Genomic DNA, 14,459 nt, shown 5'->3' on the forward strand with positions numbered 1-14,459 from the left:
TCCACTTAACCGCAGATGCGTGACCTGATAGACAGGCCCAAAAGGCAGGCAAACAGCAAATGACACCCAAAGACAAGCCAAAACGCCCGGGCGCAAAGCCCCTTTCACGGGATATCAGGCCGAAGGCCGGTCCGAAGGCGGGCGGCGCGAAGCCGGCGAAGGCCGCAGCCGCGCGTCCGGCGGCGGCCGAAGCCGACAGCGACACCAAGGCCGAACGCATTTCCAAGGTGATGGCGCGCGCCGGCGTCGCCTCCCGCCGCGACATCGAACGCATGATCATGGAAGGCCGGGTGACGCTGAACGGCACGGTTCTCGAAACCCCCGTCGTCAACGTCACGCTTGCCGACCGCATCGAGGTCGATGGCGTGCCGATCCGCGGCATAGAGCGCACTAGGCTCTGGCTCTATCACAAGCCGGCGGGCCTGGTGACCACCAATGCCGACCCGGAAGGCCGGCCGACCGTTTTCGACAATCTGCCGGAAGAACTGCCGCGCGTCATGTCGATCGGCCGGCTCGACATCAACACCGAAGGCCTGCTGCTGCTCACCAATGACGGCGGCCTCGCCCGCGCCCTCGAACTGCCGGCGACCGGTTGGCTGAGGCGCTACCGCGTCCGCGCCCATGGCGAAATCGATCAGGAAGCGCTCGACAAGCTCAAGGACGGCATCGCCGTCGACGGCGTGCTCTATGGATCGATCGAGGCGACGCTCGATCGCACCCAGGGCTCGAACGTCTGGATAACCATGGGCCTGCGCGAAGGCAAGAACCGCGAAATCAAGAACGTGCTCGGCGCTCTCGGCCTCGACGTCAACCGTCTGATCCGCATATCCTACGGCCCGTTCCAGCTCGGCGACTTGCCGGAAGGCCATGTCGTCGAGGTGCGCGGCCGCACGCTTCGCGACCAGCTCGGACCGCGCCTGATTGAGGAAGCCAAGGCGAATTTCGACGCGCCGATATACAATGCGCCCGCCGTCGCCGCCGAGGAAGAAGCTGAACCCGCAGCCCCGGAAAAGCGCGAACAGCGTCCACGCCGCGAGGAGGACAAGCGCGAACGGGCGCTGAGCCGCCTTGACACCAAGCGCGACGACCGTTGCGGTGGCGGACGTCGAGATGACGACCGCCGCGATGGCGGCCGCTTCGACGACGACAAGCCGAAGCGTCCCCAGCCGCTCGGCCAGCGCCGCAGCGCCAATGTCTGGATGGCCCCGGGCGCCCGACCGCTCGGCGAAAAGGCTGCGGCGAAAGCCGCCAAGAATGAGCAGACCGCGCGCCGGCGCGGCGAGCAGACGCCGGCAAAGGGCACCGGTTTCCACCATATCGAGGATCGCCCGCGCACGCAGATCAATCGCGTGCGCGAGGAGGACGGCGAATGGATCCGCTCGAGCGAGCAGCCCCACCGCAAGGATGAGGGCGAAGGCCGCGGCCGCAAGCGCTCGTTCGGGGATCGCCCGGCCCGCGAAGACCGCGGTTATGGCGACCGCCCGGCGCGTGGCGAAGGCCGTGCGGAGCGTTCGCGCGGCGACCGGCCTTTCGGTGATCGTCCCTCGCGTGGCGACCGGCCTTTCGGCGACAAGCCGCGCGGCGACCGCAGGCCGCGTGCCGATGGTGATGAGCGTCCTCGCGCCGCCAGAGCCTCCACCGGCGAGGGCCGTTCTGAGCGTCCGCGCGGCGACCGCCCGTTCGGTGATCGTCCTTCGCGTGGAGATCGGCCTTTCGCCGACAAGCCGCGTGGGGATCGCAGGCCGCGCGAAGACGGTGACGAACGCCCGCGGGCAGCCAGAAGCTTTGCCGGTGAGGGGCGCTCCGAGCGTCCGCGCGGCGAACGGTCCTTCGGCGACAAGGCTCCCGGCGGCAAGCCTTCGGGCGATAAGCCGCGCGGCAAGGGCTTTGGTGCCAAGCCCGGCGGATCGAAGAATTTTTCCGGCAAGCCGAAGGGCGGCAAGCCCGGCGGTGACAGGCCGGGCGGTGACAGGCCCGCGGGCGGTCCGTCCAGAGGTGGTGCGAGAGGGAAGGGAATGACGCGCGGTGCGGATCGTCGGCGGTGAGTTTCGCGGACGGCCTCTCGCCGTGCCAAAATCCAACGACATCCGGCCGACTGCCGACCGGACGCGCGAGAGCCTGTTCAATATATTGAGCCATGCTTATCCGGAATGCGTCGACGGCACCCGGATCCTCGATCTTTTTGCCGGAACCGGCGCTGTCGGCCTCGAAGCCGTGTCGCGCGGCTGTCGCCACGCGCTCTTCGTCGAAAACAGCGTCGAGGGCAGGGCGCTGCTCTGGGAAAATATCGATGCGCTCGGCCTGCACGGCCGCACCCGCATCCTGCGCCGCGATGCGACCGATCTCGGCAGCGTCGGCAATCTCGAGCCTTTCGACGTGCTCTTTGCCGACCCGCCATATGGCAAGGGCCTCGGCGAAAAGGCGATGGCTGCGGCCGCCGTTGGCGGCTGGCTGCGGTCGGGGGCGATCGCGGTGCTCGAAGAACGCGCCGACATTGTCGTTTCGGTGCATCCTTCCTATGTTTTCCTCGAAAGCCGTATCTTTGGCGATACGAGGGTGCATTTCTTCCGATATCAGCCGCAATAGGCGCAGGGGCGGGGCGTGCAGCAGGCAGAGATCATCAGTCCGAAACTGCCTGCGATCAGCGATATGCCGACCGTCGCTGTCGCCTTCGGCGGTGGCGGCGCGCGCGGCCTTTCCCATATCCATATCATCGAAACCCTCGACGAGCTCGGCATCCGCCCGGTAGCGATTGCGGGTTCGTCGATCGGCGCCATCATGGGGGCCGGCATGGCCGCCGGCATGTCCGGCGCCGAAATCCGCGAACATGCGCTGGCAACCGTCGGCAACAAGACGGCTGTCGTCGCCCGCATTTGGGGCATGCGGCCGGCAACGGTGCGCGATGCGGTGGCGAAAGGCATCCGCATCGGCCAGTTCAATCTCGAGCGGATCCTGAAAGCCTTCCTGCCGTCCGAGCTGCCGGCCCGGTTCGAGGATCTGCTGGTGCCGATGAAGGTCATCACCACAGATTATTACGGACAGAACGAGGTCATCATCGAAGAGGGCGAGCTGTTTCCGGCACTCGCCGCCTCGTCCTCCATCCCCGCCGTGTTCATGCCGGTGCGCCTGCGCGGCCGCGTGATGATCGATGGCGGCATCAGCAATCCGGTGCCCTATGAACCCCTGATGGATCTTGCCGACATCGTCATCGGCATCGATGTGGTCGGCGCCCCGGAAGGCGACGGCACCCATATCCCGAACCGCATGGAAAGCATCTTCGGTTCCGGTCAGCTGATGATGCAGACGGCGATCTCGCTGAAGCTGAAGCTTTGCCAGCCGCACATCTTCCTGCGCCCGACGGTCGGCCGCACCGGCGTCATGGATTTCCTCAAGGCCCGCGAAGTGCTGGCCATGTCCGTCGGCGTCAAGGACGATCTGAAATTCGCTCTCGACCGCGAGATCGAAGCGCGGCTAAAACGCTAAAGAACCTTGCATGGGCACCGTTGTCTGCGTCCGCGCGGCATGCACGAGCGGTTCAGCGAACATCGCTTCGGCTATGAGCTCGGCATCCTCATTGTCGATTTCGAAGAGCCCAAAGCGCAACCGATAGCCCCAGCCGGTCCGATCGCTCGTGAAAGATAATCGACCGAGCAGTGGTCGGATCGGCGTTTCCATGGCCCGCCACCACGCGACATCCCGTCGCCAGGGGCGGAAGCCGAGGTGAGCCTCCACTTGATATGCCGCCGTTTCTTCGATCACGCCAATGGCCGTGAACGCCTGCAGGCGATCCTTGCCGCCAAACGTTTCAGTCGGCGAATAGTAAATCACGCGGTCGCCTGGCGCACTCCGCTTAAGCGGAGCGGCCTTGCCGTGACAGACTTGCATGAACCCGGCTGCGCGCCCGATGCGCACGTGGTTTGCTGATGCGACGGCAATCCAGCTGCGGGACATGGTTCAGTCCTCCGCCACGTTGTAGACGCGCAAGCGATGCCCGTCGGGATCGGCAGCAACAAAGCTACGGCCGAAATCGAGGTCGGTCGGCGGCAGAAGGATCGCCGCGCTCTTGCCCTGCCATTCGGTGTGGAGCCTATCGACCATGTCTGCTGTCGCGACCTTGAAACCGACCTCGCAGCCGCCGCCCTCAGCCGCCGGCGCCGGCTCGACGCCCGCCTTGCCCCACAGTCCGAGCGCCAGGCCCGAAGGCAGAATGAACATTGCGAAGGTCGGGCTGGCCTCCACGGGATCCTGCCCGAGCAGCCGCGCATAAAAGCTGGCGCTCTTCGACGCGTCGGTTACGAAAAGTAGAATGCTGTTGCTGTCGATCACGATAAGCCTCCTGTGTGTTAGGCAGGAGAATATCTAGAGAGACATGCTGACAGATTCTGGCAGCAGCCTCCGTCCCTTCCGCTTGTCGATCCGCTCGGGCGTCGCGCTTGCCGGATCTGATTTATGCGTCCGCCGTCGCATCCGCGATTCCCGCCAGCGGATCGTCCTCGAAGGGATCAGCGGCGCGCTTCGGCTTGACCAGCGGTTCGGGACGCACCGGATGGGAAAACAGCATGTCGCGCCCCGCCTGCAGCCCTTCGGAGACCTGCAGGGCGAGCCGCGCCTCGTCGCGCTTGCGGATGTCCTCGCCGATTTCATAAGCGTCGGTTTCGGAGACACCGAGCGCCTCCAGCGTCCGTCTTCCGAACAGCAGGCCCGATTCCAGCGTCTCGCGCAGCTCGTAATCGATCCCCTTGTTGCGCAGTTCGATCGAATGGATGCGGTCGTAGGAGCGGACGTAGAGGCGGGTGTGCGGATAGTCGGCCTGCACCAGCTCCACCACTTTGTCGGTGATTTCCTTCTTCTGCGTGCAGACGAGCACGATCTTTGCCCGATCGATCCCGGCCGAGCGCAGCACGTCCTTGCGGGTGCCGTCGCCGAAATAGATCCGGAAACCGAATGAGGAGGCCTGGCGGATGCGGTCGGCGGAAAAATCGATGACGGTGACGCTGCGCCCGCCGGCCAGCAGGATCTGCGCGGCGATCTGGCCGAAACGGGAGAAGCCGACCATCAGCACGTCGGCGCCGGCGCCTTCGAAATCCTCGTCCAGTTCCTCCTGTTCATCGCCGTTGAGCAGCCGCTTCGACAGCGCCGCGCCGATCGGCGTCAGCGCCATCGACAGCGTGACGATTGCGACCAGCAACGATGCCGTGCTCGTCGACATCAACCCGACGACGCCCGCCGTGGTGAACAGCACGAAGCCGAATTCGCCGCCCTGCGGCAAGAGGAAAGCAATGCGGATCGCATCGTTGTGCGGAGATCCTGATATCCGGCAGAGGCCGTAGATGATGATCGCCTTGACGGCCATGATGATCGGCACCGTGACGATGACGAAGAGCGCATTGTCGAGGAGGACGCCGAGCTCCAGCGACAGGCCGACGGCGATGAAAAAGATGGCGAGCAGCACGCCGCGGAAAGGCTCGATATCGGCCTCAAGCTCGTGCCGATAGGAGGATTCGGCGAGCATCACCCCGGACAGGAAGGCGCCCATCGCCATCGACAGTCCGGCAAGCTGCATCAGGCTGGCCGACCCCATGACGACGAAGAGCGCCGCCGCGATCATCGCCTCGCGCGCGCCGGTGCGGGCGATGATCTGGAAGAGCGGCGTCAGCAGATAGCGCCCCATGACGATCATCGCCGCCACGGCGCCGACGGCCACGGCAAAATCGGAAAGCGGCGCATTGCTGCCCTTGCCGCTGCCGTCGAGAACGGTGATCAGCGCCAGGAGTGGCACGATCGCCAGATCCTGGAACAGCAGCATCGAGAAGGAACGCTGGCCATATCGCGTGTTGACGTCGCCGTCGCCCTCGAGGATCTGCATGGCGAAGGCGGTAGAGGACAGCGCCAGGCCGAAGCCGGCGACGATGCTGCCGCGCCAATCGAGGACGTGGGAAAACCAGGCGAGCCCGGTCAGCACCAACCCGGTCACCACCACCTGCGCCGTGCCGAGTCCGAAAATGTCGCGCCGCATCTGCCAGAGGCGGCTGGGTTTCAACTCCAGTCCGATGATGAAGAGCAGGAAGACAACGCCGAGCTCGGCGACGGCAAGGATCTGTTCGCCATCGGTGATGCCGTGGAAGACCGGGCCGATGACGATGCCGGCGGCGAGGTAACCGAGCACCGTGCCGAGCCCGAGCTTCTTGAAGATCGGTGCCGCCACAACCGCGCCGCCAAGCAGCAGGATCGTTTCGGAAAAAAGGTCGTTGGGCGCTGACATGCTGACAATTTCTTTCGACGGCGGGAAACATCCTGGCAGCCCTGACAAAGAATCGGCGGCGGCGGCCTTGATGCCAGGGAGAGTGCACAATAAATGGAAGCCGAAGGAAAGGCCAAATCATGTCCTCTGAAATCGATTCCTCGACACTTCTTTCCCGCGCAAGTCAATTGATCGATCTGGCAAGGAAGGCAGGAGCCGACGCTGCCGACGCCGTCGTTGTCCGCTCTCGCTCGCAATCGGTCAGCGTCCGGCTTGGCAAGGTCGAGGGAACGGAATCGTCGGAAAGCGACGATTTTTCGCTGCGCGTCTTCATCGGCAAGCGCGTCGCCAGCGTTTCGGCCAATCCGGGATTCGATCTCCAGGCGCTGGCCGAACGTGCCGTCGCCATGGCCAAGGTTTCCCCGGAAGACCCCTTCGCGTGCCTGGCGGACGAGCCGAACCTTGCCAGGTCCTATCCCGACCTGCAATTGCTCGATACCACGGAAGTGTCCTCCGAGATGCTGCGCGAGGCCGCTCTTGCCGCCGAGACGGCAGCCCTTGCGGTCACGGGCGTCACCAATTCCTCCGGCGCCGGCGCATCGGCCGGCATGGGCGGCCTCGTTCTCGCCACATCGCACGGTTTCCAAGGCAGCTACATGGCCTCCCGTTTCGGCACCTCCGTCAGCGTCATCGCAGGCGAAGGCACCGGCATGGAGCGTGACTATGATTTCGACAGCCGGCTTTATTACGCCGAGCTCGACGATCCTTCCGAAATCGGCCGCCGCGCCGGCGAACGGGTGGTCAAGCGCGTCAATCCGCGCCAGGTGCCGACCGGCAAAAACATCACCGTCGTCTTCGATCCGCGCGTCGCCCGCGGTTTCGTCGGCCATATTGCCGGTGCGATCAACGGTGCCGCCGTCGCTAGAAAGACCAGCTTCCTGCGTGACAGGATGGGTCAGCGGGTGCTGAAGTCAGGCCTGTCGATCACCGACGATCCGCTGATCGTGCGCGGGCCTTCCTCGCGTCCCTTCGACGGTGAGGGCGTGTCCGGCGAGCGGCTTGTCATGATCGAAGACGGTGTCCTGAAGCACTGGTTCCTCTCGACCTCGACGGCCCGCGAACTCGGCCTTGAGACCAATGGCCGCGGCGTGCGCGGTGGCAGCGCCGTCACGCCGTCTTCCACCAATCTTGCGCTGGAGCCGGGCGACATCTCGCCGGAGGAACTGATCCGCAGCATCGGCAACGGTTTTTACATCACCGAACTGATCGGCCACGGGGTCAACATGATCACTGGCGAATACAGCCGCGGCGCCACCGGCTTCTGGATCGAGAACGGCGAACTCACTTTCCCGGTGTCCGAGGTGACGATCGCCTCGAACCTCAAGGACATGTTCATGCGCCTGACGCCGGCAAATGACATCGACCGCAAGTTCGGCGTCGCGGCTCCGACCTTCGCGATCGAAGGCATGACGCTCGCCGGGCAGTAAAAACGGGCAGCAGGAATGGAATGACGGGATGAGCGATAGGGAAAAGCTCCGCTGGCAGAGCGATCTCGCCTTGATCGCCGATGCTGCGAAGGAGGCCGGGGCGGTCGCCTATGGCTTCTTCAACCAGTCTCCCGAGGTCTGGTGGAAGAACGGCGACCGCTCTCCGGTCAGCGCCGCCGATTTCGCCGCCAACAAGACGCTTGAAACGATCCTGCGCAAGGCGCGGCCGGATTATGGCTGGCTGTCGGAGGAAACCGAGGACGATGAAGACCGCCTCTCGCGCGAGACGCTGTTCATCGTCGATCCGATCGACGGCACCCGCGCCTTCCTCGGCGGACAGAAGGTCTGGTGCGTCAGCGTCGCCGTCGTGCATCGCGGCCGCCCCGTCGCCGGCGTGCTCTATGCGCCGGCGCTCGAGGAGTTCTATGAGGCCGTCGATGGCGGCGTGGCGTTGAAGAACGGCATGCCTTTCACCGTTTCGGCCGCCGGGCCGGACGAGATGAGCCGGCTTGCGATCGGCGAAGACCTGTTGAAGACCTTTCCACCGACCTTCCGTGACCGCGTGAGACGCGAGAAATATGTCCCGTCGCTTGCCTATCGCATCGCCATGGTGGCGGACGGCCGTCTTGAAGGCACCTTCGTCAAGGGCAATTCGCATGACTGGGACCTTGCCGCCGCCGATCTCGTTCTGGCCTGCGCCGGCGGCGGCCTCGTCGACCTCGACGGCAAGCCGATCGTCTATAACAGGGCGGACGTCACCCATAAGGTCCTCTGTGCGGCCCCGGTGCCCCGCATCGATGAATTCCTCGCGGCCTTTGCCGGGCGCGGAGACAGTTGACGTTTCCGTCAAAATCCCGCAGATGAGGTGGCGGAGGAACTAGGCAGAAAGAGAACAAGAAAATGACTGACTCCGGTGACAAGAAGCAGCTTTTGCACCTCGTTTTTGGCGGCGAACTGAAAAGCCTCGAAGATGTCCAGTTCCGTGATCTGAACGGCCTCGATATCGTCGGCATCTTTCCCGACTATGCCACGGCGCTGACGGCCTGGAAGGCGAAGGCGCAGCAGACGGTCGACAACGCGCATATGCGCTATTTCATCGTCCACATGCACCGTCTGCTCGATCCGCAGCAAAAGGCTGGGGGCAACTGACCTCGGCAGCCGCCGCCAGCCGAGCGGGCCTTTGTGCATCGGGCGCCCGTCGATCCGGATCGTTTGACGCATTCTGAACAAATTGATCGGCCATTCCGGCCGCAACGATAATAAGGGAATGGGTTTGATGTCGATCGTCTTGGGTCGGAGGCTGGCGCGATGAGCTCCCGCATGGCGCGGCTCGGTCTGAGCACATACCGTCTGGCGGGAACCATCGCTTCTCCGGTCGTCGGCCTCTATCTGACCTACCGCACGGCCAAGGGCAAGGAAGACCGGGCGCGCCGCCTGGAGCGCTTCGGCTATCCAAGCGCCAATCGGCCGCAGGGCCCGCTCGTCTGGTTCCATGCCGCAAGTGTGGGCGAAACCAATGCCGTCATTCCGCTGATCCGCGAAATCCGCCGCCGCGATATCCATGTCATCCTGACCACCGGCACCATCACCTCCGCCAGGCTCGCCGCCGAGCGCCTCGGCCAGGAGGCGATCCATCAATATGTGCCGCTGGATCTGAAACCCTCCGTCAGCCGCTTCCTCGATTATTGGCAGCCCGATTGCGCCATCATCGCCGAATCCGAGATCTGGCCGGCGACCGTGCTGGAACTCGGCCGTCGCCGCATCCCGCAGATCCTGGTCAATGCCCGCATGTCGGACCGCTCCTTTGCCCGCTGGCGCCGCCGCCCGTCGATTGCGGAGGCCTTGTTCGAGAACCTCGCCCTCGTCATCGCCCAATCCGATGTCGATGCCGAGCGATTCCGCGATCTCGGTGCCGTTCCCGTCATCACCTCGGGCAATCTGAAGGTCGATACCGACGCGCCGCCTTATGACAGCGCTGTCTTCGCCCGCTACAAGAAGCAGATCGGCGATCGCAAAACCTGGGCGGCGATCTCCACCTTCGACGGCGAGGAGAATGCTGCCGGCATCGTCCATCGCGCCCTGAAGGAGCGCGATCGTCAATTGACCATCATCGTGCCCCGCCATCCTGAGCGCAGCGACGAGATTGAGGCAGCGCTCGTCAAGCAGGGGTTGAAAGTCGCCCGCCGCACCCGCGACGATGTCCTCTCCGCCGATGTCGATATCTTTCTCGGCGATACGATCGGCGAAATGGGGCTTTATCTCCGTCTGACTGAAATCGCTTTCGTCGGCCGTTCGCTCTTTGCCGAAGGCGGTCAGAACCCGTTGGAGCCTGCCATGCTCGGCTGCGCCATCCTCTCCGGCGGCAATGTGCAGAATTTCCGCGAGGCCTATCAGAAGCTCGCCCGCAGCGGCAGCGCCCGCATGGTGCGCGATACCGAAATGCTGGCCAAGGGCGTGCATTACCTGCTAACCAACGATGGCGCCCGCCGTAACATGATTGAGGCCGGCGTCGCCACCGTGCACGAGATGCGCGGCGCGCTGTCGGCGACGGTGAAGGGGCTCGAACCCTATATCAATCCGCTGACGGTCAAGGCGCGTTTGTTGCCCAAGGCCGCGGCCCAGGTCTGAGGAGACGCGATGTCGGGCCCGGCGCATATCAAAGGCATCCTCTTCGACAAGGACGGCACGCTGCTCGACTATGATGAGAGCTGGCTGCCAGTCAATCGCGAGCTTGCCCGCATCGCCGCTGAAGGCGACCCGCTTCTGGCCGACCGGCTGCTGTCCGCGTGCGGCATGGATCCGGTCAGCGGCCATATCGTTCCCGACAGCCTGCTCGCCGCCGGCAATACAAGGCAGATCGCCGAGGGTCTCGTCGCCGCCGGATCGATGGTCGATATCGGGGAGTTGACGATCCGTCTCGACGACCTCTTTTCCGGCGCCGCTGAATTTTCCGTGCCGGTGACCGACCTTGCCGGCTTTTTTGCAAGGCTGCATCGGCGCGGTTTCAAGCTCGGCGTTGCCTCCAGCGACAATGAGCGCTCCATCCGCCAGACGGCGGAGCGCTTCGGTTTTGCCCGCTATGTCGATTATATCGCCGGCTACGACAGCGGCTTCGGCGTCAAGCCGGAGCCGGGCATGGTGCTCGGCTTCTGCGCTGCGACCGGGCTTTTGCCATCCGAGGTCGCCATGGTCGGCGACAACAATCACGATCTGCACATGGGCCTGAATGCCGGCACGGGACTTAGGATCGCCGTGTTGACGGGAACCGGCTCGCGCGATTCACTTGCTGCGGCGGCCGATCATGTGCTCGACGATATCACCGCCCTTGAGACGCTGCTGCCCGATCTGCAGCCGGCCTGATCGGTAAAGGCTTGCATTTTCATCGATTTTAACCTCTCAATCCGGCCGGAAAACGAAATTCTCTGGCCGGGCGGGGAGCGGGACGGCAAAATGATTTCAGAAGCGCCGCCGTTCTGGTGGAGGAAAGCCGATTGGCGGGCCTGGCTGCTGGCGCCGCTGTCCTTTCTTTACGGCCGTATCGCCGGCCACCGCATGGCCCATGCGCGCCGTGCCTCGGTTTCCGTTCCCGTCATCTGCGTCGGCAATTTCACCGTCGGCGGCGCCGGCAAGACGCCCACGGCGCTGACGCTCGCCCGCGCCGCCAAGGCGAAAGGCCTGAAGCCCGGCTTTCTCAGCAGAGGTTACGGCGGCTCGCTCGACGTGACGACGGTGGTCGATCCCCATCATCACCGGGCGGTCGCCGTCGGCGATGAACCGCTGTTGCTCGCCCAGGAGGCGCTGACGGTGATTTCCCGCCGGCGCGTCGACGGTGCTCGGCGTCTGGTCGCGGAAGGCGCCGATCTCATCATCATGGATGATGGGTTTCAGAGCGCCCGGCTGGCGATCGACTATGCGCTGCTCGTCATCGATGCGACCCGCGGCCTTGGCAACGGCCATATTGTGCCGGCCGGCCCGGTCCGCGCGCCGATCCGCCAGCAGCTGCGGTCGGCGACGGCGCTGCTGAAGGTCGGCGGCGGCAATGCCGCCGACGGCATCGTCCGCATGGCGGCACGCGCCGCAAAGCCCTATTTCACCGCTTCGCTCAAGGTGCGCGGCGACGACCGGCTTTCCGGCATCAAGGTGCTTGCTTTCGCCGGTATCGCCGATCCCGCCAAATTCTTCCGCACCGTCGAATCGCGCGGCGCCGAAATCGCGATCGCCAAGACCTTCGGCGACCACGAGCACCTGACCGAGGAGGAGATCGACGATATCCTGACGACCGCCGAGCGCCAGGACCTCCTGATCGTCACCACGTCGAAGGATTTCGTTCGCCTCTCCGGCCATCACGGCAAGGCGGAGCAACTGGCGCAAAAATGCCGGGTGATCGAAGTCGACATGATCTTCGAAGATCATCTCGCCCCGAGCCTGATCATCGATCGGGCGATCGTCGCCTGTCGCGAGCGGCGTTTAAGGGAATTGAAAGGTAAGAGCTAACGCCGCTGGTTCGGCAGCACGCCGGCGCGTTTGTCGGCTTCGATCGCCGAGATTACGTCGGCATAGGGCTCCTGCCGGGCGACGCTCCAGTAGCGCAGCTCGTCGAGCGGGATGTTTTTTCCGGTCATCGCGCAGACGACGTAGGAGCCGGGCGAGAGAATCTGGAAATCGCCGTCGAGATAGCGGATCTTCGCCTCGCGGTTTCCGTGCCCTTCGAACAAATTCATGCGCTCCGTTCCCTGCAACTTGTCATCCGTCTGCCATACTCCCGCATGAAGGGCTTTGCCAGCTTTTTCAGCTTCTGCCGAAAAGCCGCTCGATATCGCTGAGCTTCAATTCGATATAGGTCGGCCGGCCGTGATTGCACTGGCCGGAGCCGGGTGTTACTTCCATTTCCCTCAGCAGCGCGTTCATTTCCTCCGGCCGCAACCGCCGGCCGGAGCGAACCGATCCATGGCAGGCCATGGTCGCCGCCACATATTCGAGCTTGGCCGATAGGCCCGACGCCGTATCCCATTCGGCGATCTCGTCGGCAAGCTGGCGGATCAGGCCATGGGCGTCGACCTCGCCGAGCATGGCCGGTGTTTCGCGCACCGCGATCGCCCCGGGACCGAAGCGCTCGATCGCCAGACCGAGTTCGGCAAACTCTGCCGCGTGCAGCATCAGCCGGTCGCAATCTTCTTCCGGGATGTCGACGATCTCTGGGATGAGCAGCACCTGCGAGGCCAGCCGCTTCGAATGCAGCGCCTTGCGCATCGCCTCGAAAACCAGCCGCTCATGCGCCGCATGCTGGTCGACGATGACGAGCCCGTCCTCGGTCTGGGCGACGATATAATTGGCGTGGATCTGCGCCCGTGCCGCGCCGAGCGGATAACGCCCGACGGGTTCCGGCGCGGCCGGGCGAGGAGAGGCCAGGCCGGGAGACACGGGGTCGGGAGAAAATTGCGGCTCGGCCCGTGCGGTCGGCATCGACAGACCGTCGAAGGATGCCTGCGGCCGTTCGGAAAAAGCCGGTGCCGGCTGGTAGGGGCGGGAAGGGGAGGTCTCTGCCGACCATGGCGCCTGTGGCCGCTGCCCATAGGGCGGGAAACCGGGGCGGAAAGCGCGCAGCATATCGCTCGCGCCGGTCGTTGCCGCCCGGCTGCCGTCGCGCGCGAGCGCCTCGCGGATGGCGCCGATGATCAGGCCGCGCACTAGCCCGGGATCGCGGAAGCGCACGTCGGACTTGGCCGGATGCACGTTGACGTCGACGAGGGCCGGATCGAGAGTGATCGACAGCACTGCCACCGGATAGCGCCCGGACGGGATCGTCTCGGCATAGGCGCCGCGGATCGCCGAGAGGATCAGCTTGTCCTGCACTGGGCGGCCGTTGACGAAGGCATATTGATGGGCGGAGTTGCCGCGATTGAAGGTCGGCACGCCGGCAAAGCCGGTCAGCGCGATGTCCTCGCGTACGGCGTCGAGCGCAATGGCGTTGTCGCTGAAGTCCTTGCCGAGAACCTGCGCCATGCGCGCCAGATGATCGTCGCCCGTCGCCGGAAATTCCAGCGTTGCGCGGTCAGAGCCGGACAGCACGAAGCGCACGGCGGGAAAGGCGATCGCCATGCGTTTGACGATCTCGGTAATGGCGCCGGCTTCGGCCTTCTCCGTCTTCAGGAATTTGAGCCGCGCCGGCGTGGCGAAGAACAGGTCGCGGACTTCGACGATCGTGCCGGGATTGGCGGCGGCCGGCCTCAGATGCAGGACCTTGCCGCCGGCAACGGCGATCTCGTGGCCGCCGGCGCTGTCGCGCTTGCGGCTTGCGATGCTGAGCCTAGCCACGGACCCGATCGAAGGCAGCGCCTCGCCGCGGAAGCCGAGCGTTCTGATATCCTCGAGCGTCTCGGAGATCTTCGAGGTGCAGTGGCGCCTGATTGCCAGCTCCAGATCGCCGGCGTCCATGCCGGAGCCGTTGTCGCTGACCCGCAGCAGCGCCTTGCCGCCGCCTGCCGTGGCGATCTCGATGCGCGTCGCCCCCGCATCGAGCGCGTTTTCGATCAATTCCTTGGCAGCGCTCGCCGGCCGTTCAATGACTTCGCCGGCAGCGATCTGGTTGATGAGCGTTTCGGAAAGCTGTCTGATGGCCATGGGCTATTTTCGGGGATTCGCGGCCTGGAGGGAAGGGCTTTCCGATCGCTTGGCAAAACTGTGATCCGCGGTTGCCCCGAATTCGGGGATTGGCAGTGTTAAGCCGGTTT

14 protein-coding genes are annotated in these 14,459 nt (G+C 64.6%); 9 read left to right on the plus strand and 5 right to left on the minus strand.

Annotated elements, in window-relative coordinates:
- The first annotated feature begins 59 nt into the window (after positions 1 to 59).
- The 3 genes from AMK02_RS04315 to AMK02_RS04325 are packed head-to-tail and all read left to right on the plus strand — an operon-like array spanning position 60 to position 3,483.
- The gene (locus tag AMK02_RS04315) at positions 60 to 2,045 is read left to right on the plus strand and encodes a pseudouridine synthase (RefSeq protein WP_064800817.1); all 1,986 of its coding nucleotides are present in this window, start codon (positions 60 to 62) and stop codon (positions 2,043 to 2,045) included.
- On the plus strand, positions 2,026 to 2,586 hold the full coding sequence (gene rsmD / locus AMK02_RS04320) for a 16S rRNA (guanine(966)-N(2))-methyltransferase RsmD (protein ID WP_064800818.1): 561 nt from the start codon (positions 2,026 to 2,028) through the stop codon (positions 2,584 to 2,586). The genes AMK02_RS04315 and rsmD overlap by 20 nt, the downstream gene beginning before the upstream one ends.
- Positions 2,587 to 2,601: 15 nt before the next feature.
- A complete protein-coding gene (locus AMK02_RS04325) occupies positions 2,602 to 3,483 on the plus strand; it encodes a patatin-like phospholipase family protein (protein ID WP_064800819.1) in 882 nt (293 codons plus the stop codon).
- Here AMK02_RS04325 and AMK02_RS04330 read toward each other — a convergent pair.
- The 3 genes from AMK02_RS04330 to AMK02_RS04340 all read right to left on the minus strand — a co-directional run bounded on the left by AMK02_RS04330 (position 3,472) and on the right by AMK02_RS04340 (position 6,262).
- Positions 3,472 to 3,951: an EVE domain-containing protein gene (locus AMK02_RS04330; protein WP_064800820.1), complete on the minus strand. Its 480-nt coding sequence runs from the start codon at positions 3,949 to 3,951 to the stop codon at positions 3,472 to 3,474. The genes AMK02_RS04325 and AMK02_RS04330 overlap by 12 nt on opposite strands.
- A gap of 3 nt (positions 3,952 to 3,954) precedes the next feature.
- Positions 3,955 to 4,326, minus strand: coding sequence for a VOC family protein (locus AMK02_RS04335; protein WP_064800821.1), 372 nt, complete (start codon positions 4,324 to 4,326; stop codon positions 3,955 to 3,957).
- Between the two features lie 121 nt (positions 4,327 to 4,447).
- Positions 4,448 to 6,262: a monovalent cation:proton antiporter-2 (CPA2) family protein gene (locus AMK02_RS04340; protein ID WP_064800822.1), complete on the minus strand. Its 1,815-nt coding sequence runs from the start codon at positions 6,260 to 6,262 to the stop codon at positions 4,448 to 4,450.
- Between the two features lie 119 nt (positions 6,263 to 6,381).
- On the opposite strand from AMK02_RS04340, the gene AMK02_RS04345 reads away from it, so the two are divergent.
- From AMK02_RS04345 to lpxK, 6 genes are all read left to right on the plus strand, one after another.
- Positions 6,382 to 7,728 (plus strand): TldD/PmbA family protein, encoded by a 1,347-nt coding sequence (locus AMK02_RS04345; protein WP_064800823.1) that lies wholly within the window; start codon positions 6,382 to 6,384, stop codon positions 7,726 to 7,728.
- A 28-nt stretch (positions 7,729 to 7,756) separates the two neighbouring features.
- On the plus strand, positions 7,757 to 8,566 hold the full coding sequence (locus AMK02_RS04350) for a 3'(2'),5'-bisphosphate nucleotidase CysQ (protein ID WP_064800824.1): 810 nt from the start codon (positions 7,757 to 7,759) through the stop codon (positions 8,564 to 8,566).
- Between the two features lie 62 nt (positions 8,567 to 8,628).
- Positions 8,629 to 8,877 carry a DUF4170 domain-containing protein gene (locus AMK02_RS04355; RefSeq protein ID WP_064800825.1) on the plus strand — a complete coding sequence of 83 codons (249 nt, stop codon included), beginning with the start codon at positions 8,629 to 8,631 and terminating at the stop codon, positions 8,875 to 8,877.
- Positions 8,878 to 9,036: 159 nt separating this feature from the next.
- Positions 9,037 to 10,356, plus strand: a complete 1,320-nt coding sequence (waaA, locus tag AMK02_RS04360) for a lipid IV(A) 3-deoxy-D-manno-octulosonic acid transferase (protein WP_064800826.1) — start codon at positions 9,037 to 9,039, stop codon at positions 10,354 to 10,356.
- Between the two features lie 9 nt (positions 10,357 to 10,365).
- Complete coding sequence (locus AMK02_RS04365; RefSeq protein ID WP_064800827.1) at positions 10,366 to 11,088, plus strand: HAD family hydrolase; 723 nt, start codon at positions 10,366 to 10,368, stop codon at positions 11,086 to 11,088.
- Positions 11,089 to 11,178: 90 nt separating this feature from the next.
- Entirely contained in the window at positions 11,179 to 12,222 is a 1,044-nt protein-coding gene (gene lpxK, locus AMK02_RS04370; RefSeq protein ID WP_064800828.1) for a tetraacyldisaccharide 4'-kinase, read from the plus strand.
- Here lpxK and AMK02_RS04375 read toward each other — a convergent pair.
- Together AMK02_RS04375 and mutL are read right to left on the minus strand one after the other, a co-directional pair.
- On the minus strand, positions 12,219 to 12,449 hold the full coding sequence (locus AMK02_RS04375) for a DUF2093 domain-containing protein (protein ID WP_010010632.1): 231 nt from the start codon (positions 12,447 to 12,449) through the stop codon (positions 12,219 to 12,221). The genes lpxK and AMK02_RS04375 overlap by 4 nt on opposite strands.
- Positions 12,450 to 12,516: 67 nt before the next feature.
- Positions 12,517 to 14,349 carry a DNA mismatch repair endonuclease MutL gene (gene mutL, locus AMK02_RS04380; RefSeq protein WP_064800829.1) on the minus strand — a complete coding sequence of 611 codons (1,833 nt, stop codon included), beginning with the start codon at positions 14,347 to 14,349 and terminating at the stop codon, positions 12,517 to 12,519.
- Positions 14,350 to 14,459 lie beyond the last annotated feature (110 nt).

The sequence above is a fragment of the Rhizobium sp. N731 genome (assembly GCF_001664145.1).
Lineage (GTDB): Bacteria > Pseudomonadota > Alphaproteobacteria > Rhizobiales > Rhizobiaceae > Rhizobium > Rhizobium esperanzae.